The organism is Telluribacter roseus (assembly GCF_017355915.2).
Taxonomy (GTDB): Bacteria; Bacteroidota; Bacteroidia; order Cytophagales; family Spirosomataceae; genus Telluribacter.
In genome coordinates this window covers 81,996-105,937 of sequence record NZ_JAFEUV020000009.1, presented here as the reverse complement: position 1 = coordinate 105,937, position 23,942 = coordinate 81,996, and the positions used below count along the sequence as shown (strand labels likewise).

Sequence of the window (23,942 nt, the reverse complement as noted above, 5' to 3'; positions counted from 1 at the left end):
AAACTTGTTCAGGTACTGGTACTAACTATATCAAAGCCTTTATGACAGAAGTCCGGACCAGATAAAGCTAATCACTAACACCTGATCGCTAACAGCTCTTTACCTACATTTTTTCCGGTACATCTATGCCCAATAACGCCATGGCGTGACGGATTGTTTCGGCTACCGCAGCGGACAGGGCTATCCTTAGTTGTACTGCTTTCGGATCGGGATCCGAGAAGATCGACAGTTCGGCGTAGAACTGGTTGTACACCTTTGCTAACTCAAACGCGTAGAGGGATATAATGGACGGCGCAAACTCCTCACCGGCCGCTCTCACCCGCGACGGGTACTGCGACAGGTAGAAGATCACTTCCTGCTCCGCCGGGTGTACCGATGCGTAGTCAGTAGGTACAACAGCCTGAAGGCCCGCCTGCTCGGCCTTGCGCAGGATGGAGCGAACGCGGGCATAGGTATACTGGATAAAAGGCCCCGTATGGCCCTGGAAGTCAATAGACTCCTCCGGGTTGAAGAGCATCCGCTTCTTGGGATCTACCTTGAGCAGGTAGTACTTAAGAGCGCCCAGTGCCAGGGTATGGTACAGTTGCTTGGCTTCGTCGCTGTTGAAGTCCTCGATCTTGCCCAGTTCGCGGGTGCGGCTTTCGGCCGTATCGTACATTTCCCGGATCAGATCATCGGCATCTACCACGGTACCCTCGCGTGACTTCATCTTACCGGTGGGTAGGTCCACCATACCGTAGCTGAGGTGGTAGCAGCCCTCGGCGTAGGGGCGGCCGAGGCGTTTCAGGATAGCAAAGAGTACGTTGAAGTGGTAGTCCTGCTCGTTACCTACTACCCATATATAGCGATCGTTATGGAAATCCTGGTACTTGAGCTCGGTAGTACCCAGGTCTTGGGTGATGTATACCGAAGTACCATCGCCACGGAGTACCAGTTTCTGATCGAGGCCTTCTTCCGTCAGGTCTATCCATACCGATCCGTCCTCTTTCTGATAGAACACCCCTTTCTGCAGGCCTTCTTCAATGATATCTTTACCCAGCAGGTAGGTGTCTGACTCGTAGTAGGTCTTATCGAAGCTAACGCCGATCTTGTTGTAGGTTTCGTTGAAGCCTTCGTACACCCAGCCGTTCATCTTCTGCCAAAGGGCTACGGTTTCGGCATCACCCTGTTCCCACTTGCGCAGCAGTTCGTGTGCTTCCAGTATCCAGGGGGCTTTCTTGGCGGCTTCCTCTTCGCCCATGCCCTGCGCTACCAGTTCTTTGGTCTGGCGCTTGTACTCCTTATCAAACTCCACGTAGTACTTACCGGCCAGGTGGTCGCCTTTCAGGCCGGAGGTCTCAGGCGTTTCGCCGTTACCCAGCTCGCGGTAGGCCAGCATGGACTTACATATATGTACCCCCCGGTCATTGACCAGGCAGGTCCTTACTACATCATAGCCATTGGCCGATAGAATACGCGCTACCGAGCTGCCCAGGAAGTTGTTACGGAGGTGGCCCAGGTGCAGGGGCTTGTTGGTATTGGGCGACGAAAACTCCACCATCACCGACTGGCCGTTGGCGGGGAAGGAGCCGTGATTAGGATTGGTACTGATGCTGCTGAGCAGGTCCAGCCAGGTGGTGTTTTTCAAACTGATGTTCAGAAAGCCCTGTACTACGTTGAAGCCGGCTACTACCGAGGAGTGCCCGGTGAGGTAGCTGCCTATGGTTTGTCCGATCTCGATGGGGGGGCGCCGTAGCGCCTTGGTCAGCGGAAAAGTAACAAACGTATAAAAGCCTTCGAATTCTTTTTTGGTGGGCTGAAGTATAATATCCTCCACCGAGGTCTGAAAACATTCCTGAATAGCCTGACGGATGTCGTCTTTCAGCGTAGCTTCAATATTCATGTTTTTGTTTATAAATAATTGATATAAAGAATCACATCCTGACAGACATGATGTTTCGGGTGTCGTCGTTATAGGTACGGGTGGTCGTCGGACTACAAAAGTAGGCTAAAAATAAGTCTGTGCCTTACCTTCGGCTAACCTTATTCATCAATTTGGGTTTAGGAGTCAGTGAGATTTTGTATATTTAGGTAGAAGTGAGCTAACTACTACTTTTTTTGCTAAGGCATCCCCATGAACATGATAAACAAGTATACGATATGGCTTTGGTTTGTGCTTCCGGTATTTCTTGCATCGTATCAGGAGTCTCAGGCTCAGCTTGAACAGGCCCAGCGCCTCGAAATCCCTACTTCCACCGCCCTGAATGAGCAGCACGAAGTGTTCTCCCTGGGCGAAGCCGGAGCCCTGGTGGTGATACGCCGTAACGAATATTCCCACACCCGCAACGAGCAATGGTTATTTTCCAAGTACGATACCGATCTGAAGCCGCTCTGGGCGCGGGAGTATAGCTTGGACTACCGGTATGTACCGGTGATGGCCTATCAAAGCGAACACTTTGCCTACTGGCTATTTGGCGAGCCCGATACGGATCATTACCTGTTTCTGAAGCTGGACCTTAACAGCGGTGATATAGACCTGCACCGGGGTAAACTACTGGCCAATGTGGATGTACACCAGTTTAAGGTACTGGGAAGCAAGGCCCTGATAGCGGGCTACTACCGGAGCCGCCCGGTGGTGCTGGTGCATTCGTTTTTTGACCATACTACCCGCGTGCTGCCCGGCCTGTACGAGCGCAACATGGAGATCAATAACGTAGACATTAACGAGCAGGATGGGCTGATCAATGTTATTACCTACGCCTACCGCAAGCGCAACTGCCACTTTACCATCCATACCTTCAACTACGACGGCAAACTGCTGAAGAGCACCACCCTGAGCGATGAGCGCAATAGCCTGATATCGGGGCAGATCGTTCCGCTCAATGAAGACAACTCCTACCTGATTGGTAACTACTCCGTGGGCTGTACGCCCTTTTCGCAGGGACTCTACATTACCCATGTCCGGAATAATGAGCCCGAGCAGCCGCAGTTTATCGAGTTTTCGGACCTGCAGAACTTCTTTAACTACATGAAGCCCAAGCGTAAGCAGCGCACGCTGGACCGCCTCGACAAGCGCAAGTCCATGGGTAAGGAAAACCGCTTCCGGTACCGCCTGCTGGTACATAACCTGATCCAGACGGAGGACGAAATCGTACTGGTAGCCGAAGTGTACTACCCCAACTACAAGTCGTCCAGTCCCGCCATGAGCAGTGGCTTTAACCGGCAGTACTCCCAGACGCTGGATGGATACAGGTATACCCACGCCATCGTGTGCGGGTTTGACCGGAATGGACGCTACAAATGGGACAACAGCTTCGCTATCAAGAATCTGATCAGCTACGAGCTGCAGGAGATGGTACAACTGACGCGCGTGGATGACTACTTTGTACTGGCCTATCCGCAGGATGGCAGTATCCATACCGAAGTGATCCGGGGCGATAAGGTGGTGGTAGAAAGCGAGAAGTTTGACCTGGAGCCCAGCTCCCAGAGTGAGAAGGTACTCTACAGCGATAACGCCAATCTGGCGGCCTGGTACGACAAGTACTTTATGGCCTACGGCATCCAAAAACTGAGCAGCGAGCGGGCAACCACCACTACGGCACAACGTGAAGTATTCTACATCAATAAGCTGGCCTATAAGACCGAGGAGATAGGCAAAGCCAAAACCACCGGAGAAGCGACTAACCGAAAAACTTCCGGATCAAAACGATGATCAGGTTCAGGAGCAGGCTGAGCAGCAGCATGGTGGCTATCGGGAAGTAGAAGCGGAACCCTTCTCTTTCCACGCGGATGTCGCCCGGCAGGCGCCCGAACCACTGGAGCTTGTCGTGGAAGAAGTAGAAAACTACGCCTACCACAACGATCACCAGACCGATTACAACCAGGTATTTTCCGAAATTAGGGGACATAGGGTATGCTAAGATCAGGCTGTTGCTGCCGATATAACACCTGAAACTGCTATCTGTTTCAGGAAGTGCCTGATTAGGGGCAGGTTAGTCTACCATCCATATACGGTCGGCCTCAAAGCCCTGCTCTCTCCACTCTACCTGCACGCGCTGCGTTTCCAGCGTGTTGACCTTCATACCTACATAATCGGGCTCAATGGGCAGATCGCGGTTGTAGCGGCGATCGATCAGTACCAGTAGCTCCACCCGCTTGGGACGACCGAAGGCCGTCATGGCGTCCATAGCGGCCCGTACCATACGGCCCGTAGCCACTACGTCGTCAATCAGGATTACACTTTTATTTTCGAGCAGGAAGGGTACCTGGGTTTTGTTAGGTACCAGGGGCGAATCGCGGCGGCGGAAGTCATCGCGGTAAAAAGTAGCGTCCAGATATCCCAGCGGAATAGCACGGCCCAGCCGTTCGCTCAGTTCTTTGACGATGCGCTCGGCAAAATATATTCCACGCGGCTGCAGGCCCATCACCACCGAATCCGAAAAATCCTGATGATTTTCGATGAGTTGCTGGCACAACCGGCTGGTCATGATCTCCAGAAGAGGGCTACTTAGTATAAGTCGTTTTTGGGTCATTGGTATTATTCCCGAAATTTGCGGCTTAAATTAAGACCACATTCACTAATTACATAACTTTTTATGAAATACCTTATAGCCGGGCTGGGTAACATAGGACCCGAATATGCTTTTACTCGTCATAATGTCGGATTCATGGTACTTGACCGTCTGGCGGCCCAGAACGATTTCAAGTTTTCGTTTGAGCGCCTGGCCTACGTAGCCGAGTGGAAGTACAAAGGCCGGCAGATTCATTTTATAAAGCCTACTACCTACATGAACCTGAGCGGGAAGGCCATCCGCTACTACATGGATGCCTACAAGATACCGGTCGAGAACCTGCTGGTGATCGTAGATGAGCTACAGCTACCTTATGGTACCTTACGGGTCAAGCCCAAAGGCTCACACGGCGGACACAATGGATTGAAGAACATAGAAGAGTTGTTGAGTACCAGTAACTACCCCCGTCTGCGGTTTGGGATTGGCAATGATTTTCCGAGGGGCAGGCAAGTAGACTACGTACTTAATCCCTTTTCAGATAAGGAAATGGAGGAGCTCCCTATATTTCTAGATCGGGCTGGCGACATAGTCACATCTTTTTGTACTATTGGGGTACAGCAAACTATGAATAATTTTAATCAATGATTGTAGTTTTTAAAGAATTTTAGTCAACTGAGGCGTCTGTATTCATGTTTTTGACTTAAAATCGGTTACAAGCAGAGTTTGCTAAAATTTGGCAAAGTTTGTGATGTATATATTGCTGTTGCAGAGTTTGTTAATTATTTAGAATAATATTCTATTATACGGTATAGGTAGTTTAATCAACCTTGAACTTTAGATGGAATATAAGCGGGTAGGGGTTCGAAAATTAAATTGAACAATACCTAGAAATATAAAAAAAGCTATTATCTTTGTGTCCATATTACGTAGAAGCAGTAAGGGAATGGCTAAGCAAGCAGTATCCCGCTGGTTTTATGAAAAGTAGGAGTACAAAAGCCTACGAATTGGCGAACCGAAGACCACAGGTGTTTGTTAGCCAACACAGCAGAGAGCAGAGCTCCTGCAGTAGGTACGACTGGAAAGTTTCCGGTCATGTGAGTGTGCCAGCGTTTGATAAGCAGGTACCTCCACCAAACAACTAACTCAATCCGGTGCAGCCGGAACATGGACTAGAATAGTCTGACACCAGTTTTCTCTTTTATACCTGCCTGTGCGGGAACAAGTTCGGAGAAAAATATGTAAAAGAGTTAGAGTTTTTTATAGTAGAAAAAGGTTAAGGGTTTAGGAATAGTCAGTATAGAGCCACCTCCCAGATGGGGTGGCTCTATCTTTTTATGGGTATGGCCCACACCTCCACGCGCCGGTTTACCTGTCGGGCGGGTTCGGAGTTATTATGAGCCGCCGGACGAGTAGGACCATAGCCTTTGCCGTCGATCCGGTTGGGATCTATGCCTTTTTCGATCAGGTAGTTTTTTATGATCAACACCCGCTGCCACGATAGCAGCAGATTCTTCTCAAAATCCCCGACATTGTCGGTATGGCCCTCCAGGTTGACTTTCAGGTCAGGTCGGGTCTGCAGGAAGCTGGCTACTGAGTCCAGACGTACTCTGGCTTCAGTAATCAGGCTGTCTTTACTCTGCACAAAAGGTACCGTAGCAATAGGTTTATCGAATGTCTCGGGAGCCAGGTTGATCAGGCTTCTGACTACCTCGCCCTGCGCTTTGGGCTGTACAAGTACGCTCTTCGGCTGATAGCCCGGCAGGGCAGCCGTGATACGATAGGTTTCGAGCGGCTTCAGCCGGAACCGGTACTGGCCGTTTACGGCTTTGGTCTGGGCTACAATGGAGTCGCTGTTGGCCCGGCGCACAATCACGTCCACATCGCCCAGGAAGTCCAGGTTGCGGGTGTCGTAGATCTTGCCCGTTACGCTTACCAGCCCGTCGGCCGGGTCGTCCACTTCATCTTCGATCGGGGCAGTAATGGCTGGCGCAGCCGGCTTGGCGGTGGCCGTAGGAGTGGCACTGCGGTTAGGTAGCTTCTGGGCCAGTTCCTTAAAGCTCTTACGCACGAGCACCGGCGACATCACCTCGTCGTAGAGGCGGATCAGCGCTACCGAGCCCGCACTGGCTTCGTGGTTTACGATCAGGTCGTCGTAGAAAAAGTTAAGTACCTGATCAGCGTCCAGTATCCCTTCTTTATCAACATCCTTGAACTCTACCTTCGACTCCCCGTTGACGTACATCCGGATCATGCCGGTTTCGACATTGCGCGAGTACACATAGTGTACGTAGTCGTTGGGGCGTACGGCCGCTTTTTCGCCCGTAGCCAGGTTAAAGAAGTTGAGCTTGCCATGGTGGATGTAGCAACCAAAGTCTGACTTGCGGTTTTTGAAGTCCAGTACCCGCTTCCAGCTATCCAGTTGGGCCAGCTTGAAATAGATCTCTACCGTAAATGACCGGCTCAGAAAGCCCTGGGCTGCTTTGTTGTCAAACTGCAGACCGTTATTTGCCTCAAACTTATATACAGTACGCCGGGTACTACTGCCGAGTTCGGGGAGTTTTTCTTCAACAAATTTTCCTTTTTCACCCAGGGGCCGCAGGGGTGGGGCGGTACCTTCAACACTTTTCAGGCCGTTGCTGAAGTCATACGTCCAGCTTCGCTGGGCGAAGGATGGGATAAAGGTGGACAGGAATGATACTATTAAAAGAAGTCTGAACAAGGCTTTTTCACGATTCATGCTCAAAAATAAAAAAGAAGGTTGGGGAGGAAAAGCGTTCAGTGTATTTTTGGAAAACAGTTCACTTGTCCTTGAAAAATAGTCTAATAGGTCTTCTTTTTGCGATGCTCTGGGCATCGGCTTCGGTGGCTACTAAGTTTGGGGTACTGTCGGCGGAGCCACTGGTACTGGCTAACATCCGCTTCTTTATAGCTGGTTTCCTCTTACTGGGTTACAGTTATTTATTACGTCCCGATCCTTCTTTCCGGTTGCCACAGGGTAACGAATGGCGTCATCTGGCTCTGTTTGGTTTCCTAAACACAACGCTCTATCTGGGATTATACGTATACGCCCTGCGATATACCGCGGCCGGTATCGGGAGTTTGGCGGTATCTACCAATCCCCTGCTGATCATAGTGATGTCGGCCTGGTGGATGGGCCGAAAGCCTTCCGGAGCCGAGTTGCTGGGTGTACTACTGGGCATGGTAGGTGTGGGTATAGCTACCTATCCGCTCCTGCGCGATAGTTATACTACTCTCGGGGGGATCATTTTGTTAATGATAAGTATGCTGGCGGTATCGGTAGCCAGTGTCTACTACGCCACCATCCACTGGAAGCTGCCCAACCTGCTGATCAATGGTTGGCAGGTAACGATCGGGGGGCTACTGCTGCTACCTTTTACGGGGTTGATCAGCGATTTTTCGGCCATCCAATGGGACGAGCGCTTCTGGTGGTCGGTACTGTGGCTGAGCCTGGCGGTGTCGGTGGGAGCGTTACTATGCTGGTTTTACCTGTTGCGGATCGATACGGTGCGGGCTTCCCTGTGGCTGTTTCTCTGCCCGCTGTTCGGGTTCTTCTACGCCTGGTGGCTCATGGGAGAACCTATTACCGTCTATACCTACGCGGGTACGGCCCTGGTGATCGGCGGGCTGTATATGGCTCAGCGAAAAAAGATAAATAAAGAAGTCGGCTCGTAGGGAGCCGACTTGTATGATATGAGTAGTATCAGATAAGCTTCTTTTCCAGCACAATCTTGGGCTCCTGTCCGGGTGTGGCGACACCCGATGTGGCTACAACGCCTATTACATCGAAGCCGTGGCGTAGGTTAAGGATCAGCATGGTGCGCCAGCGGTTCATGGTCTGGGTGCGGATGGTCCGGTAGCCGTTCTGCTGGCACCAATGGTGCTGGCGCTGCATGAGCTCCGAAGCTATGCCCTGCTTACGGTAGTCGGGTAGTACACCACCCAGCCAGCTATAGAAATGCCCGGGTTTTCGGCGGTACCCCATCTTGAAGCCAGCCAACCGCTGATCATCGTAAGCCAGAAGGGTATACAGTCCATTGGCCCCGGCTATCTCTTCGGTCAGGGCTTCGCGGGTATCACCCGTAAATAGCTGGGAATGCAGACTAAGCAGCTCGCTTAGGACTTCGGGGGAGGGCTGACCCTCCTGAGCCTCGTAGCGGATCATGAGCAGCCGGTGTTATTCGGTCTCTATCTCACCTTTCAGGTATAGCCTCACCTGACCGCTGATACATACCCGGTCGCCGTTGAGCTCGCAACGCAGGTAGCCCCCTCTCCTTGATAGCTGACGCGCTTCCAGTTGGGTCTTGTCCAGTCGCTTGGCCCAGTAGGGTACCAGCGTGGTATGAGCAGAGCCCGTAACGGGATCTTCATCAATACCGGACTGGGGAGCAAAAAAGCGGGAAACAAAATCAACCTCGTCGCCGGGAGCCGTCACGATGATACCACGGGCGGGTACGGTTGAGAGAATGATGATATCCGGGCTTAGTTCACGAACCTCAGCCTCGCTGTCCAGAACTACCAGGTAGTCTGTCTTACCTTTATACACTTCCAGCGGAGCCGCTGAACTTATGCTTTCGTTAAGAGCCGGGGGAGATACAGTCACCTGAAACTGGTCGGCCGGGAAGTCCAGCGTTAGCCACTCTCCATTGCGCAGTACCCGTAGCTGACCACTTAGTGAGTCAAAAATAACGTCCTTGGACTCGTGGCCCAGTACTTCAAATATAACGTAAGCCGCCGCCAGCGTGGCATGACCACACAATTCGACTTCGGTAGTGGGGGTAAACCAACGAATATGAAAGCCATTTTCGGTAGGAACATAAAAAGCTGTCTCTGCCAAATTATTCTCCGCGGCTATCTGCTGCATTAGTTCATCCGGTAGCCATTGCTCCAGAGGAACTACTGCGGCAGGATTTCCGGCAAAGAGACGATCCGTAAAAGCATCTAACTGATACAATGAAAGTTTCATAGTCTGAATTTAGAGAGGCAGTTTTTGCACCAAGTTATTAAAAATATCCTCGTTAAAATGGGTGAGGGTTGGAATTTTTATGTCTGCTATGTCAAATTTAGGCTGATCGTATTCATAAGGAGCCGGAACGGCCACTGTAAGCATACCGGCAGCATGCGCCGAGCGTAATCCATTCCCGGAATCTTCAAAAGCAACACAATGGGGACCTTTTACTTTAAGTTTTTCTATCGTACTCCAATAAACGTCCGGATGAGGCTTGCTGCGCGTCTCCAGAACGGCTGAGTGCCACAGGGTAAAGTACTGAACCAGGTCCAGGCGGCGTAGTACCGTTTCGATGATTTCCATGGGCGAGGCCGATGCCACGGCCAGGGGAATACCGCGCTCATGGAAGAACCGGACCGTGTCGTGAGCACCGGGCATAGGCAGGGTTTCAGTGGCTATGCGCTCATGTCCCCGCTCGATGATCTCCTGACCTACCTGCTCCTGGGATTTACCCTCCCACGGAAAACGTTCGTAAAAGAGTTTGACGAAGTCGGCGGTTCCCAGGCCGGTTCCTTCCTGACACATTTCTATGGTCAGGTTTACGCCTACGGTTTCAAATATCTCAATCGCTACTTCCTGCCAGATGGGCTCTGAGTCCACCAGCAGGCCGTCCATATCAAATATAGCTGCTTCGATCATTAACGAAATCTGATTTCTAATGAATAAATGTGTGGGTTGAGCTGCTGCATGGCCGGATTACTGGACATAAACCTGCTGTCACCCATTACTTTTTCGGCCAGCAGATCCTGCTCCGCTTCCTTGTATTCGTACACAAAAATGGCACCCAGATACGACTTCCCATTTCGGGAATAGGTGAGCTTGCCGCCTTTCCAGTCGACTACGGTACCGCCGTAGTCCCACCCAAAGCCGTACAGCTCAAAGGGCTTGCCGTTGAGTCGTTCTGTTTCTTTGAGCGTGGCTCCGATATGTACGCCTCCCTGGACCTGCCACTGGGAGTTTTGAGGCTGGGTAGCCGGTATAATCCGGACCAGCTCCGGGCGGGCCCAGTTCACCGTATCCTTCCACAGGATCTGGGCCTCGTCGGGGGTACCTTTAAACAGGGTAGTACCAATGCGGTATTCACCTTCACCGATGTAGATGGTATCCCGCCGTACATTTTCAGCGCCGAGGTGCTCAATAAGGTTGGCCTCGGTGGACTGAGGTACTACATTTCCTACTTTTTCGCCGGGGATGGCATAAAAATCGTTGGGTGAGTTGAGGATCTGGCTGGTGTCGGGGGCGGCTGCTTCGGTAGTATCTTCCTGCGTGGCCATCTGACTGGCGCTATTGCACGAGGCCATAGCCAGTAGCGCAGCCAGCAGGGCTGCTCCGTACCAGGCGTACCGGTTGATCATACTTTGGCTTCGCGGAAGGGTTTAACGTCGATTTTCTCCCACACCCGGCCCTGTACGTAGGGGTCGTGGTCGAGCCACTGACGCAGGCTGGTTTCATCCGCAAAGTCCACTACCATCATGGAGCCGATCATCTGGTCGTCAGGACTGAGTAGCGCCCCACCTATAACAAAGTGTCCATCGGCCTTGAGCTGACGCACCGTTTCGAGGTGCTGGGGGCGCACTTCCAGGCGACGCTGCAGCGCCTGCTCATCGGTATAATCGTATGCGTGAATAACGTATAGCATGCAAAAAAATCAGTAGATAAGAGATGGAACGGGACGCGTTTTTTGACTGAGCTTCATCTGCAAATATACACCATTCGTCCATCCAAAGCCTTCCTGCAGTTTGTATTCTCCCGACTGTGCTTCCAGGTTGGTATCGGCTACGTTGTACTTCTCAAGCATCTTGCGGCTTTGCTTAAATGTTTTTTCGTTCAGGCAGAGCCAGTTGTCACGAAGCCGGTCGGCGGTGCGGTTCAGGTTGTAGTTTCGCAGGCCTTTGTAGGCGGTCCACTGCATGGGCGACCAGCCGTTGGGGGCGTCCCATTGCTGTCCGCTCTTGGTAAGGGTAGTCAGCAAGCCTCCGGAGCGCATAAAGTTGAGGCGGAGGTAGGTGTCTACGTAGTGGGCCTGGCGGTTGGTGGCCAGCTTGAAAAACAGGGGGTAGGTACCGGCCAGCGAGAAACATTCAGTGGACTTTTTGGTCCGGAAGTCATAGTCCATAAAAAAATTACGGGTCGGGTCCCAGAAGTACTTCTGAATGGCCACGGCCCTGAGTTTGGCTTTATGACTGAATCGCAGGTGCATCTCGTGCTGCCCGGCTACCTGGTAGGCTTCCGAGAGCAGGCATTCCAGATAGTACATCAGACAGTTCAGGTCTACCGGTATGATATCAGTCGTATGAATAGAGGCAAAATTATCACCCTCCCGCAGCCAGCGGCTGCTGAAGTCCCAGCCCGACTCGGCGGCGGCCCGTATGTGGCGGTATAGGTCCGACTCATCGGCATGGTACTGATGGTGCGCCTCTTCGGCCAGTTCAATATCCTCATAATACGCCTCCGGACGGGGAGTGGCCTTATCGTCCCAGTAGCGGTTCAGGCATAAGCCTTCGGGCAGAAACACCACCCGCCGCTTGCCGGTAAATGGCTCTCCCTTGCAGTCACTGCCACTCATCCAGTAGTCGTATTCGCGCTGCAGCTGGGGAAGGTAATACGATAGTACCTCCTTGCCCTCTACCTCGCTGAACAGCTTGACCATCAGGGAAAAGTACGGTGGCTGCGAACGGCTCAGGTAGTAGTTGCGATTGCCATTGGGGATATGCCCGAACCGGTCGATCAGGTAGGCAAAGTTATCCACCATGTCATGTATGAGATCCGAATGGTTTGATTCCACCAGGCCCAACATGGTGAAGTAGGTATCCCAGTAGTAGATCTCGCGGAAGCGCCCGCCGGGTACTACGTATCGCTTGGGTAAGGCTAGTAGTGATCCGCCCCGTTGCTGATCCTGCGGCTGGCGGGTCAGGATGGTCCACAGCTCTTCAATGTGTTCATCTATGGTCTGGCCGGGATCAGGCTTGTAAGTAATCTTGATCTCTTCAGGTATATCAAAGTTGTCCCTGACAAACCGCTCCAGATCAAAGTCAGAGCGGTGCATCAGGTGAAAGTACCTCTCTATAATCAGGACAGGGTCGCAAAGGGGTATGCTATCGGCAAAAGTCTTCGAATCAGGGAAGATGCGCTTCATCTGCACATCCTTAAACAGCTTTCCATACAGCTCATCGGGGGAGGTCTGAGTTTGCCCCAGTGAAGTAGGTATGGTCGCACGTCCGAACGGGTCCGAAGACATAAACTTGGTTCTGCTCACTTTATGGTTTTTATTTTTAGAACTCATAAAGTAAGCAGAAGGTTATTGAGCCTTACTTCTTGCTGGTTTTCATGCGCAGGTACACGCCGTTGGTCCAGCCAAAGCCATCCTGGTTGGGATATTCGCCTCCACCGGCTTCCAGATTAGTATCCGATACGTTGTATTTTTCCATCATCTTACCCGTGTTCCTGAATACTTTCTCGATGATAGCCAGCCAGTTGTCGCGGAGGTGGTAGGCAGTTTCGTTAATATTATAGTTGCGTAGGCCCCGGTAGGTAATCCACTGCAGGGGAGCCCAGCCGTTGGGAGCGTCCCACTGCTGCCCGGTACGGTTGAGGGTGGTCAGGGCGCCGCCCGATTTCAGGAACTCCAGCCGGATGTGCCTGCCTACCTCACGGGCCTGGCGGCTATCAGCTATTTTAAAGAACAAGGGGTAGGTACCAGCCAGCGAATACACGGTAGTATACTGCTGCGCTACAAAGTCATAGTCCATGTAGTAGCTGCGCGTGGCGGACCAGAAGTACTTCTGAATGGCATTTTTGCGCGCTTCGGTCTTTTGCCGGTACTGGGTACTTACATCTGCCCTGCCATCCTGCTGATAAGCCTCCGCGAGTGTCTCCTCGAGGTGGTACAGCAGGCAGTTGAGGTCGACGGGCAGTATCTCGGTGGTCTGGATGGTGGAGAAGGTCTTGCCATCGCGGAACCAGCGGCTGCTGAAGTCCCAACCCGACTCGGCTGCGGCCCGTATGTGGCGGTACACGGCTTCGGGAGCAGCGCCACTGCGGGTCTGGGCCTGGTGGGCCAGCTCTACGTCTTCGCGGTAGGCTTCGGGGCGCGGCACGGGGCGGTCGTCCCAGTAGCGGTTCAGTACCACGCCGTCCGGCAGCTTTACGACCCGCCGGTGGGCGGTGTAGGGCCGGGTGAGGCTGTCGGCGCCCTGCATCCAGAAGTCATACTCCTTTTGCATCTGGGGCAGGTACTCTCTAAGTACGCCGGGGCCTTTTATCTCACTGTACAGCCGCACCATCAGTGAAAAGAAAGGCGGCTGCGAGCGGCTCAGGTAGTAGGTACGGTTGCCGTTGGGGATGTGGCCGTAGGTATCGATGAGGAAAGCAAAGTTGTTGATCATGCTCTCGATCAGATCGCCCCGGCCCGATTCGCGCAGCCCCAGCATGGTGAAGTAGCTATCCCAGTAGTAGATCTCCCGGAAGCGCCCGCCGGGTACTATGTAGGCATTGGGCAGTGGTAGTAACGAGCCGGCGGCATTCTGCTTGTCGGGAGTGCGGGTCAGTACCTGCCATAGCTGTCGGATATGGTCGGCCGGAGCCAGCTGCTGATTGCTGCCGTAGTGGGCATTGGGGGTGACAGGCAAGGTGAAGTGCTCGTTCACAAACCTGGTCAGGTCAAAGCCCGGCTGACCTTTGGCCCGGTTATACTTATCCAGTATCTCGTCGGCACTATAGAGTGGGGTGCAGTCGGGAAAGGTCTTGGAGTCGGGAAATATGCGACTCATCTGTACATCTTTGAATAAGGGGCCATACAACTCGTCAGGTGGAGTGCGGTTCTGGCCGGAAGCGACGGTTGGGGCTACTAGTAGTCCAAGCAAAGCAATAAGAGGGTAAACGTAGGTAGTTGCAATCAGGTACTTCTTCATGATGGGGTGTATTCTGGTAACAAAGTATGGGTAATACCCATAAACACGGTGAAGGTAGCAGAGTTTTAAGAATCGGTCGTGGCCGTTCGTAAAGTACCCCGCGTACGCCCTCCGGATGTACGTCAAAAGCGGTAGCTGCGATCAGCGCCCAAACAGATTCAACGCCGCCAGGCTCATGGCCGTTACGCCGGTTTTGATGGTAGGTTCGGGCAGAGGAGCAAAATAGGGTGAATGCAACGAGGGGAGCTGCTCGCCTTTGGCTTTGGCCTCCTGTACCTTCTGTTCAGGTATAGTACCCAGCCAGAACATACAGATCGGTACCTTCTTACCCATGTCAAAGCGGCTGAAATCTTCCCCCACCATGTAAGGCTCCATTTCTACCACCTTTCCTTCCCCGAAGGTACTACGGAATATGCCCATAAGCCGTCGGGTCAGCGCCGGGTCATTGATGGTAGCGGGCGTCTGCGGCTCGCGGATGGAAAAAACGGGTAGTTTGGTGTCGGGCAGACCGGCGGAGCGGGCGAGGTTGGTACTGATCCGGCGAATGCCACTGATGATCTTTTCCCTCACCTCCGGACTGTACGAGCGCAGCGTCAGCTGCATTTTTACTTCATCAGGCGTGATGTTATGGACAGTACCGCCGTGGATGGAGCCTACCGTTACCACGGCCGGATCAATTGGATTGATGCTGCGGCTCACGATGGTCTGGAAGGCCATCACCATCTGGGCGCTCAGTACCACGGGGTCAATGGTGGTATGGGGAGCGGCTCCGTGGCCTCCTTCACCGAATACGGTCAGGTCCATCATATCTACGCTGGCCATAAAGGCCCCTTCGCGGTAGCCTATAGTACCGGCGGGCAGGAACGAGTTGTCGTGCAGGGCTATGGCGTAGTCGGGGGTAGGAGCAAAGTCAAACAAGCCCGCCTTCAGCATCAGATCCGCACCCAGGCCATTCTCCTCGGCCGACTGCGCCACCATCACCAGGGTACCCTTCCACTTGTCCTTCATCTGCATCAGCGTACGGGCCGTACCCACAAATACCGTCATGTGTACATCGTGTCCGCAGGCGTGCATTATGCTGGTTTCGTTGCCGGCAGCGTTGATGCCTTTAGCCCGGCTGGCGTAGGGAAGGCCGGTTTTTTCTTCCAGCGGCAGGGCGTCCATATCCGTCCGGATCAGCACGGTGGGGCCGGTTCCGTTTTTAAACACTCCTACTACCCCGTGGGCACCCATTTTCTCCTTTACCTGAAAGCCCAGCGCCTTCAGTTCGGAGGCCATCTTGGCGGCGGTCTTTTCTTCCTGAAGCGACAGTTCCGGGTGCTGGTGCAGGTCTTTGTACAGCTTATCCAGGGTAGGGTACAGGCTCTGCGAAATATCCTGCACCGACTTTACCACCTGTGGTGTCTGGGCGTTTACAATATGTATATAGCCAAAAAAGAAGAGTAAAAGGAACCTGGTATTCATATGGTTTTTGATTTAAACCATCAAATATAAAGGTTCTTTGCCAGACTGTCATTCAGCCTGGTAGCCGGAGGCTATGAAGGGTGTAAAGAAGGAGCCTACGGCTTATAGTACCTGCCTATACAACACCGGGGAATATAGCATCCATATTCCCCGGTTCTCCTGAGAGGCTTTATACTACCTGGTTTATTCAGCGGTAACAGGATCAATAATGGTGTGTACTTTACTCACCGAGTTAGCAGGAAATCCACCCTGTCGGGCATGCTCACGGATCATCTCCTCGTTGGGAGCATTATAAACACAGTAGATTTTATTATCCGTTACGTAGCTATGGACCCACTGTATGTCAGGACCCATAGTATTCAGAACGCCGCATGATGTTTGTGATATGCCTTTTAGCTGCTCGGCATTTAGATCTCCCGCTCCCGGAATTTCTCTTTCAATAACGTACTTGGGCATGATGGTGTGTTTTTAGCTTCCTACTCGTCTGGCTTTTCGGTGGCGCCCCGTTTGCTAAGGTGGTCTCTGGTCTCCACGTATTATGGTTTGAGTGTTGAGGAGGGGAGTCTTGTATGTACCTGCACCAGTGGTAGAGTACAGGGTACATATGATTACCTTAAAGGTATCAAAAGTGCCTGATAATACAGTGGTTATGGATAAGTATTGAGTGAGTGGTATCTGCTCAGGGAGTACTGAGAGGTATGGTCATGTAGTACAGGTCGAATCCCGGCGCCCAGTAGTCTTTTTCTACTTTCTCAAGAGTAAAACCTACTTTTTCGTAAAACCGGTACGCCAGCTGCGTAGTCCGTACTACGATCTGGTCCAGGTCCGGGTTCTTCCTGATCTCATTGATCCGGTACAGGGTCAGCTCTTTGCCTACGCCCCTGCCCTGGTAGTCGGGGTGGATCATATCCCACGAGATCCGGGCCAGCCGCTCGTCGGGGAAGTAGTTGATACCCCCGCAGCCAATGAGTTGCCCTTCCTGCTCTACCACAAAGTAGCTTTCCAAGTGCTGGTCGAAGTACTCCCGGAAGTCCTGCTCTTCGGACCTATCAAAGTACTTCGGTGTATTGAGCTTCAGGAGGGTGATAAGCTCTTCTTTATCGGCGGGAGTATAAGGTCTGATCATGGAATGTACTTGATTGATGGCTTTAACCAGCGCAGTATACTCATTATTCAATTAGATCAAAAGCGGGGTTCCATACTACCTCCCACAGGTGCGCGTCTGGATCCTGAAAGTACCCGGCGTAGCCGCCCCAGAAGGTCGCTCCCGCGGGCTTGATGATCGTGGCTCCGGCCCCTTCGGCCTGCTGCATGACCGCATCCACCTCTTCTTTACTCCCGACGTTGTGCCCGAGTGTAAAGCTAGTAGCGGAGGGAGGCTGCTGGGGGAGGCCGGTATCGATGGCGATGCTCTTCCGGGGCCACAGGGCCAGCTTCAGGCCCCGTTGCAGGTCAAAGAAAGCCACAGCTCCGTTTTCAAGTTCCTGCCCGATGATTCCTTCGGTAGGTAGTCCGAGCCCATCCCGATAAAACCGGACCGCCTTTTCAAGATCTGATACACCTAGGGTTATGACTGATATGCGAGCTTTCATGGTACTTCCGTGATTACTTCCTCAGTATCCGTGTCATAGATCAGCAGGCCCTCGCTGGTGTCATCCAACTGCCCGACCCGTTTGCCCGCGCTGTTCCAGATGGCTGACCGGCCGCCGCAGGTAAAGGTATCGCAATAGCCTACGGAGTTGGCCATCAGGGTAGTCATGGAGTAGGTGCTGGCTATTTCGGCCAGCCGCGGGTGGGCTTTGCCAACGCCCTCCACCGATTTGGCTACACTGGCCAGGTAGATGCTCGCTCCCTGCCGCGAGGCCTCTTCGGCGTGCCGGGGTACCGATAGTTCGTAGCAGATCGCCAGCGCCATACGGCCATGTAGTCCCGACAGTCGGGTGGTGCTGGTTCCGCTTACGAAGTAGGGGTACTCGTCGGGGTGCAGGTACCGCTTGCAGTAGAGCTGCCGATCCTGCTGGGGCTGAAAAACAACCAGACTGATGTGTAGCCCTTTATCACTTCGGGTAGGTACTCCTATGCCCAGGGTCACCTGCCGCTCGTCGCTGATCTGCTGAAACGGGTCCAGGCGGTGGTCGTCGGGCCCTGTCGCCAGCGCTTCCGCCAACTCCGGCTCGTAGCCCGTAATGGATAGCTCGGGGAATAAGATGGTAGTGGCTCCGTGGGATAGGGCCAGCTCGATCAGCTTTTGGTGGCTCTCGATATTCTGTTCAATATCTCCCCGGACAGGGCGGGTCTGGGCTACGCAGAGTTTCATAGTTTCAGGCTGGGTAGGGTATGACAATCAATTCTTTGGCTGTCTGTTAAAAGTCGCTGATCACCTCAAAATACCTGGCGTATCAGCTTGTATAGTATTCTGGTAGCGTCCTTCGGTCCAGGCCATCCAGTCGAAGGGGAAGATCAGGTTCAGGCGGTCGAGTAGGTGGTTAAACTCCGAAAAACTCCTGCTATAAAAATCCCCACCGCACCGGTACTGCTCGCTGGCTTTGTCGAAGTGCTCGGCCAGTAGCCTGAGGTCGCTGGTGGGTAGGGTATTCAGATGTTTTTCCTGTTGCCGAAAATTGGGTTCGGAAAGATTGATCATGTATAGAGCCTTCTGGTTGTTACATTTGATTACCCGCGCCGACAGCTTCACCCCCATACCCTAAATTGGCGATTTTCTTTGAAATAGTCTGCTTATCGGCTTGTGTCTTTGCCAGCTGGAGCGCTCTTTCGAAGTGTTGCCGGGCCTTCTGGTTGTCCAGGTCGCGGTACAGCTCACCCAGCAGGGTATAGTAGTAGGGGTTGTTTGTGAGCTGCAGCTTCTCGGCTTCGCGGATAGCCTCGGTCTTACCGTTGGCCCGGGCGAGGGCGTAGGTGCGGTTGAGGGCGGCGATGGGAGAATACTCCAGCTGCAGCAGCCGGTTGTAGAGTTGCAGGATGGTTTCCCACTTTTCGGGCGTGTCGGCTTTGATGGTGTGCCAGTACGCGATGCTGGCTTCCAGGTGGTACTTGCTTAAGCGGTTACCCTGTGAGGCTTCCTGCAGGTACTTTGCTCCCTTCATGATCAGTTCCTGGTTCCAGAGGGTTTCGTCCTGCTCGTGGTAGAGTACCAGTTCGCCGTTCTGGCTGCGCCGGGCCGGGAAGCGCGACGCGTGGAAGCACATCAGCGCCAGCAGCGCGTTCACCGGGGGCTGGTTGGTCCGCTCGTTTTCCCGGAGGAGGTAGCAGAGCCGCATAGCCTCCAGGCACAGAGGTTCGCGTAGCACTGCATCGTGGCTCTCGGAGTAGTAGCCTTCGCTGAAAAGCAGGTACAGGGTCGTCAGTACCGCGTCCAGCCGCTGGTCTATTTCGGCTTCGGAGGGTAGCTCTATGGCGACCTGCTCCTGCCGTAGCTTTTCGCGGGCGCGGTACAGGCGCTTGTTGATGGTCTCTTTATTTGTCAGGAAGGCCGTGGCGATTTCGTCAATGCCAAAGCCGCACAGGGTACGCAGCGCCAGCCCTACCTGCGCCTCCTGCGGAATGGACGGGTGACATACCGCAAACAGCATCTGCAGCTGGCTATCTGTGATGTTCTGCTCCGAGAGGTCTATCTCAGGCCCGGCGGAGGTACTCTGTTCATCGTAGAGCTGACCGGCGATCTTCTGCGAAAAGAGCTGTTGGCGGTGGAAGTAGTTGCGGGCCTTGTTCTTGGCGACGGTGTAGAGCCAGGCCGTCGGGTTGTCGGGAGTACCTTTGTAGGGCCAGGTTTCGAGGGCGAGCAGGAAGGTCTCGCTGGCGATGTCCTCCGCCGCTTCCAGGTGCTCCACACCCAGCAGCCGCGTCAGCACGGCCGTGATCCGGCTGAACTCGGTCCGGAAGAGGTGCGGTAAGAGTGGGGGCTGTTCCATTGGTAAGTAGGGGTACTTCCCATGCGAGGAAGTACCCTTTTGGTTTTTCTTACTGACCCGCGTCGCCTCTGGCTATGCGGCGTACCTCCACGCTATTGCCTTCGCCCACCAGGATCGGGCAGCCCTTCGCAAACTCTACGGCTTCGTCTACCGACCCAGCTTTGACAATGACGTAGCCGCCGATGGTTTCCTTGATGTCGCCAAAGGGGCCATTGGTGACGATGGCGTCCGCGCCGGTAGCCCTGACTACCCGGGCGTCGTCGAAAGGAAGGCCGTTGCCCCCGCTGTACTTGTTCTGCGCGGCAATCCCGCCAATCCAGTCCATTGTCTGCTTCATCCAGGCCTGCATCTGCTCGGGTGAAACCTGATTCTGCGCGTTTTCGTGTCTGAAAATCAGCATGTACTCTTCCATGGGTATCAATTTTTGTTGTGATTGGATGTTTAACTACACCCTAATGACAATTGAGGTTGAGCGGATTGGACAGGGGTGGGGTGGATAGTAATAAATTTAATAGTATTGGTAAGTGTCTATACTAATCTTCTCTTCTAATTAATTTATCAAATGAATTTTGTAGTTCAAAGATTCTGAGACTATACATTTATTGGTAGCTTTTGTAAATAATGTTAAACTTATTGGCTGGAGAAAAAACGGTCCTGTGACCAGTTCGACGGGTTATTGATAATGTACTCGGAAATGGTGATAAATGATTTTTCATCGCGAATGACGTGGTCGTGAAATCGGGATTGCCAGCCAAACTCAAGCCCCAGGCGATTGGCATGTTTGGTCACGGCCGATTTATATCCGCCCACGATGGAGGAAATGGTGTTTTTGCCTTGGTTTTGAAATCGTTGGCGGCCGGGGGTATTTTCGGGCAATGGTGATGGTAGAGACAAGGCATGCCTTGTCTCTACGTTGGAACCGACGTTGGGACCGTCCGTATTATTGGGATCATTCGGATCGGTTGTGCGGGAATCGTTGGTATTCCCATCTAGAATTATAATTCCATGAATATGGTTTGGCATGACCACAAATTCGCCCAATTCAACATGCCGGGCGTGATTTGTAATCTCGTGCCACAACACATCCGCAATCACCCCCACCGGAGACAGCACCATTTTTCCGTTCACGACTTCCCCAAAAAACGGAGCGCGGTCTCTGGTACAGATCGTTATAAAATAGGCGCCATCCCAACCATAGTTCCACTGTTGCCATCGGGCTGAGGCAACGCGGTATTTATTCTGGTACTTTTGCTCCATCAGTCCGCGAATGGTAAACTTGATTGATAGAAACTTATCAAATATATATTCTACTGGTCTACTTCTTCGGCATACTCAATCATCTAATAGCATAGCACACTCACCATTCAAACCTACTTCCCCTCCAATACTCTCACCGCCTCGGCCAGCCAGTCCTGCTCCGGGGATAGCCGGATGTGCGGGGCGATACCTACGTACTCGTACTGGGACAGGTTCTTGTACTTAAAGGTCGTACTTCGGACGGTATAGTGGTAGCAGGGAGTGCGGCTTTCCATAACGTTGCCAAAGCCCATGAAGCCACCCGAGTTTTCGCCCAGGGTCAGTACCTTCCGGCTTTGCTTCGCGTAGTAGATAAAGGCTTCCGCCGAGCTGGCACACTGCCGGTTCATCAGCACCACTATCTTGGCTGGGTAGGGAAGTACCATATCGGAGGTAATAGCGGCCGGGTCACCCTCCACCATAGGCATAAATGAGAAAGAGGGGGCGGCTTTCATCCGCCGGATCAGGGCTTCCTCCCGGGCCAGCCCATCGGAAGAGTACTGGCCGGGCACTTGCTTCTTGGCCGCGAGGGCTTCCTCGTAGCGCGCGATATTATCCGGGCTAACCCAGATAGCGGCTGTGTCGGTTTGGATGGGGTTGGTGTAGAGGTAGTCGATCAAGCCCCAGAAACTCCCGTCGGAGCCGCCCCGGTTGTTGCGTATATCTATGACCAGGTACGGTTTGGATCGGATCACACTTTCAAGGGACTCATAGAAGGAGTTGAGGGTACTGCTCAGGCTCCCGTCAAAACTACTCACCCGCAGGTAATTGGTACGTTCGTTCAGGAAAGAGAAACTATATGGCTTTGTTTCCTGGGATTCGGTCGGCGCCGGAGCGTTCACCCGATTCAACCCTACGCTGGGGATGCCCTGGGGCGTGAGCGTGGTGGCGTAGTGAAACGTCTGGTAGTCGGGCAGTACCAGCGAGGTCCAGTAGGTACCGTTGGGCCGCTTCTGAAACTGGTACTTAACGGTACCGCGGGGGAATAGCGGAGTCCTGCTGGTGACTACAATGCCTTTGTAAGGCCAGTCAGAGCCCCGTTCTTTTACGATGGCGATCAGGTTGTTGTTGGGGTCGGTGTACCAGCCTTCCAGCTCCTCCGTGGTTTTAGAGCTGAGTTGCCGGGCCAGGGCGGTGGAGTCTACCGGCCGCTTTGGGGTGGAGCGGAAAGCGGGGCTCTGGTACAGGCTATCCACCAGGGCCGCATTCGTCACGTCAAAGCGGGTAATCTTAGGCAGCGAAGGCTCAATAGATATATGGTGGTCTTTGAGCAGCGCCAGGTAGTCCTGCAGGTACAGGATGCAGTCGGTCCGGGGCCTGGCTTTCCGGAGGGCTGTCAGCAGATCCTGCGTGGCTTTTTGGTAGTCAGGGCTATCCTTACCACCGGGAGAGTTAAGTCCGGGGTGGTTTTGCTCGTGGTAGTTTTTCAGGTACTGAAACTCCTTCTCGCAGTCGCACGACTGGGCGTGGACGGGCGTCCAGCCAAGGAAACAGAGGCCTAGTAAAGTGATCAAGTGCTTCATGATCGACGGCGGTAATGGGTGGATCTGGTGCTGTAAGGGTATTTGATTATAAAGTTACTCGCCCCACAGGTAGGGCGGCCAGGAGTCTAATTTACAAACACAGGTGTCTGCTTGTCAGCAATTAGTGGTAGCTGGTACACTATACGTACCGGAGGCTTTATACTGTGATGACGAGCTTGCCTTGAGCGTTGCCAGTGCCAAAGTACCGGAAGGCGTCGGGTGTTTCGGGGAGTGGGTAGGTCTTGTCAATGACAGGTACTACCTGTCCGGTTTCGAAGAGAGCCGCCAGGGTGTCCAGATCGGTTCGGTTGGGCTTGTGCGCCAGGATGCCGATCATAGTACCCGGCCCCACCCGCCGGGCCAGCAATGACCCAAAACACGCTACCTGAAGAATCCGCCGTACGGTACCTCCCAGCATTATGTATCGACCACCGGGGCGTAGGATGTGTCGATAGTCGAAGATGGAATCCTGGCCTACTACGTCCAGAATCAGATCATAGGAGTGACTTCCGGAGTAGTAGAGTGTATCGCGGAAATCCGGCTGGGTGTAGTCCAGCACGTGATCAGCTCCGAGGGCACGCAGCCGGTCGAGCTTGGGCCCGCTGTCTATCGCTGTCACTTCGGCTCCCATGGACTTTGCCATCTGGATCGCAAAGGTCCCCACTCCACCACCGGCGCCCACAATCAGTACCCGCTGCCCCGGCTGGACTTGCCCCTGGTAGCGCAACCCCTGCAGGGCCAGTACACCCGCCTGGGGAGTAGCAGCGGCCTGCTCGAAGGTCATTCCGGCTGGTTTGAGAGCCAGGGCCTCTTCACTGGCGCATACATACTCGGCAAAGCCGCCCCAGGTACAGCCGGATATATCACCAAATACAGCATCGCCCAGTTGCAGCCGGGTCACGTCAGGGCCTACGGCCTCCACACGGCCTGCTATGTCACAGCCGAGGATGGAGTACTTAGGTTTGCGTAGTCCGAAAAGCAGGCGAAACAGGAGCGGCTTGCCCCGCAGGAAATCCCAGTCCCAGGAGTTGATGCAGGCGGCCTGTACCCGTACTATGACTTCGTTGCCTTTGGGAACAGGCTTCGGTACCTCGCGGAGCTGTAGTATATCCGGTGAGCCGTACCGGGGACAGATGATGGCTTTCATGGCTAGGGTAGTGTGTTTCTTACCAAAGATACACACTACCTTGTAGAGGGGCGACCGGAAAGGTATGAGTGGTAAAAATGGCGCCTTATTCCCTCACTTCACCTCCGTAAAGTTGAGCTTGGGTAGCTTCATGGAGAGAACAGAAACCTGGGAAAGT

At 53.3% G+C, this 23,942-nt stretch carries 25 protein-coding genes; 3 read left to right on the top strand and 22 right to left on the bottom strand.

The features are described from left to right. Window positions 1–103: 103 nt before the first annotated feature. Window positions 104–1,882, bottom strand: coding sequence for an arginine--tRNA ligase (gene argS / locus JTN23_RS16995; protein ID WP_247236222.1), 1,779 nt, complete (start codon window positions 1,880–1,882; stop codon window positions 104–106). A gap of 231 nt (window positions 1,883–2,113) precedes the next feature. Between argS and JTN23_RS16990 the strand changes: the two genes are divergently transcribed. Further along, the gene (locus tag JTN23_RS16990) at window positions 2,114–3,691 is read left to right on the top strand and encodes a hypothetical protein (protein WP_247236221.1); all 1,578 of its coding nucleotides are present in this window, start codon (window positions 2,114–2,116) and stop codon (window positions 3,689–3,691) included. On the opposite strand, the gene JTN23_RS16985 is transcribed toward JTN23_RS16990, so the two are convergent. Together JTN23_RS16985 and pyrR are read right to left on the bottom strand one after the other, a co-directional pair. Further along, window positions 3,660–3,887 carry a DUF2905 domain-containing protein gene (locus JTN23_RS16985; RefSeq protein WP_247236220.1) on the bottom strand — a complete coding sequence of 76 codons (228 nt, stop codon included), beginning with the start codon at window positions 3,885–3,887 and terminating at the stop codon, window positions 3,660–3,662. The genes JTN23_RS16990 and JTN23_RS16985 overlap by 32 nt on opposite strands. Before the next feature lie 84 nt (window positions 3,888–3,971). Then, window positions 3,972–4,511: a bifunctional pyr operon transcriptional regulator/uracil phosphoribosyltransferase PyrR gene (pyrR, locus tag JTN23_RS16980; protein ID WP_247236219.1), complete on the bottom strand. Its 540-nt coding sequence runs from the start codon at window positions 4,509–4,511 to the stop codon at window positions 3,972–3,974. A gap of 63 nt (window positions 4,512–4,574) precedes the next feature. Between pyrR and pth the strand changes: the two genes are divergently transcribed. Beyond that, entirely contained in the window at window positions 4,575–5,135 is a 561-nt protein-coding gene (gene pth / locus JTN23_RS16975) for an aminoacyl-tRNA hydrolase (protein WP_247236217.1), read from the top strand. Between the two features lie 679 nt (window positions 5,136–5,814). On the opposite strand, the gene JTN23_RS16970 is transcribed toward pth, so the two are convergent. Beyond that, window positions 5,815–7,227 carry an OmpA family protein gene (locus JTN23_RS16970; RefSeq protein WP_247236216.1) on the bottom strand — a complete coding sequence of 471 codons (1,413 nt, stop codon included), beginning with the start codon at window positions 7,225–7,227 and terminating at the stop codon, window positions 5,815–5,817. A gap of 71 nt (window positions 7,228–7,298) precedes the next feature. On the opposite strand from JTN23_RS16970, the gene JTN23_RS16965 reads away from it, so the two are divergent. Beyond that, window positions 7,299–8,183 (top strand): DMT family transporter, encoded by an 885-nt coding sequence (locus tag JTN23_RS16965; RefSeq protein WP_247236215.1) that lies wholly within the window; start codon window positions 7,299–7,301, stop codon window positions 8,181–8,183. Window positions 8,184–8,211: 28 nt separating this feature from the next. Here JTN23_RS16965 and JTN23_RS16960 read toward each other — a convergent pair whose 3' ends face one another. The 18 genes from JTN23_RS16960 to JTN23_RS16875 form a co-directional block, all read right to left on the bottom strand. Further along, a complete protein-coding gene (locus JTN23_RS16960; RefSeq protein ID WP_247236213.1) occupies window positions 8,212–8,673 on the bottom strand; it encodes a GNAT family N-acetyltransferase in 462 nt (153 codons plus the stop codon). A 12-nt stretch (window positions 8,674–8,685) separates the two neighbouring features. Beyond that, window positions 8,686–9,474, bottom strand: coding sequence for a PhzF family phenazine biosynthesis protein (locus JTN23_RS16955; protein WP_247236212.1), 789 nt, complete (start codon window positions 9,472–9,474; stop codon window positions 8,686–8,688). A gap of 9 nt (window positions 9,475–9,483) precedes the next feature. Then, window positions 9,484–10,155, bottom strand: coding sequence for a hexitol phosphatase HxpB (gene hxpB / locus JTN23_RS16950; RefSeq protein ID WP_247236211.1), 672 nt, complete (start codon window positions 10,153–10,155; stop codon window positions 9,484–9,486). After that, entirely contained in the window at window positions 10,155–10,871 is a 717-nt protein-coding gene (locus JTN23_RS16945; protein ID WP_247236210.1) for a hypothetical protein, read from the bottom strand. The genes hxpB and JTN23_RS16945 overlap by 1 nt, the downstream gene beginning before the upstream one ends. Beyond that, window positions 10,868–11,155, bottom strand: coding sequence for a YciI family protein (locus tag JTN23_RS16940; RefSeq protein WP_247236208.1), 288 nt, complete (start codon window positions 11,153–11,155; stop codon window positions 10,868–10,870). Before JTN23_RS16940 ends, JTN23_RS16945 begins: the two co-directional genes overlap by 4 nt. Window positions 11,156–11,164: 9 nt before the next feature. After that, window positions 11,165–12,799, bottom strand: a complete 1,635-nt coding sequence (treA, locus tag JTN23_RS16935) for an alpha,alpha-trehalase TreA (protein ID WP_247236207.1) — start codon at window positions 12,797–12,799, stop codon at window positions 11,165–11,167. 25 nt (window positions 12,800–12,824) lie between these two features. After that, window positions 12,825–14,426 (bottom strand): alpha,alpha-trehalase TreF, encoded by a 1,602-nt coding sequence (gene treF, locus JTN23_RS16930; RefSeq protein ID WP_247236206.1) that lies wholly within the window; start codon window positions 14,424–14,426, stop codon window positions 12,825–12,827. Window positions 14,427–14,567: 141 nt separating this feature from the next. Next, window positions 14,568–15,890: an amidohydrolase gene (locus JTN23_RS16925; RefSeq protein WP_247236205.1), complete on the bottom strand. Its 1,323-nt coding sequence runs from the start codon at window positions 15,888–15,890 to the stop codon at window positions 14,568–14,570. A gap of 183 nt (window positions 15,891–16,073) precedes the next feature. Next, on the bottom strand, window positions 16,074–16,346 hold the full coding sequence (locus JTN23_RS16920; RefSeq protein WP_247236204.1) for a DUF4242 domain-containing protein: 273 nt from the start codon (window positions 16,344–16,346) through the stop codon (window positions 16,074–16,076). A gap of 223 nt (window positions 16,347–16,569) precedes the next feature. Beyond that, the gene (locus JTN23_RS16915) at window positions 16,570–17,016 is read right to left on the bottom strand and encodes a GNAT family N-acetyltransferase (RefSeq protein WP_247236203.1); all 447 of its coding nucleotides are present in this window, start codon (window positions 17,014–17,016) and stop codon (window positions 16,570–16,572) included. Between the two features lie 43 nt (window positions 17,017–17,059). Continuing rightward, window positions 17,060–17,482, bottom strand: a complete 423-nt coding sequence (locus JTN23_RS16910) for a VOC family protein (RefSeq protein ID WP_247236202.1) — start codon at window positions 17,480–17,482, stop codon at window positions 17,060–17,062. Continuing rightward, complete coding sequence (locus tag JTN23_RS16905; RefSeq protein ID WP_247236200.1) at window positions 17,479–18,207, bottom strand: carbon-nitrogen hydrolase family protein; 729 nt, start codon at window positions 18,205–18,207, stop codon at window positions 17,479–17,481. The genes JTN23_RS16910 and JTN23_RS16905 overlap by 4 nt, the downstream gene beginning before the upstream one ends. Window positions 18,208–18,267: 60 nt before the next feature. Continuing rightward, window positions 18,268–18,534 carry a hypothetical protein gene (locus JTN23_RS16900; RefSeq protein ID WP_247236198.1) on the bottom strand — a complete coding sequence of 89 codons (267 nt, stop codon included), beginning with the start codon at window positions 18,532–18,534 and terminating at the stop codon, window positions 18,268–18,270. A 19-nt stretch (window positions 18,535–18,553) separates the two neighbouring features. Continuing rightward, on the bottom strand, window positions 18,554–19,819 hold the full coding sequence (locus tag JTN23_RS16895; RefSeq protein WP_247236197.1) for an RNA polymerase sigma factor: 1,266 nt from the start codon (window positions 19,817–19,819) through the stop codon (window positions 18,554–18,556). 49 nt (window positions 19,820–19,868) lie between these two features. Beyond that, entirely contained in the window at window positions 19,869–20,231 is a 363-nt protein-coding gene (locus JTN23_RS16890; RefSeq protein WP_247236195.1) for a YciI family protein, read from the bottom strand. Window positions 20,232–20,449: 218 nt separating this feature from the next. After that, the gene (locus tag JTN23_RS16885) at window positions 20,450–21,076 is read right to left on the bottom strand and encodes a transposase (protein ID WP_247236194.1); all 627 of its coding nucleotides are present in this window, start codon (window positions 21,074–21,076) and stop codon (window positions 20,450–20,452) included. A 113-nt stretch (window positions 21,077–21,189) separates the two neighbouring features. Then, complete coding sequence (locus JTN23_RS16880; protein ID WP_247236193.1) at window positions 21,190–22,638, bottom strand: S41 family peptidase; 1,449 nt, start codon at window positions 22,636–22,638, stop codon at window positions 21,190–21,192. Window positions 22,639–22,795: 157 nt separating this feature from the next. Further along, entirely contained in the window at window positions 22,796–23,785 is a 990-nt protein-coding gene (locus tag JTN23_RS16875; RefSeq protein WP_247236192.1) for an NAD(P)-dependent alcohol dehydrogenase, read from the bottom strand. Window positions 23,786–23,942: the final 157 nt, after the last annotated feature.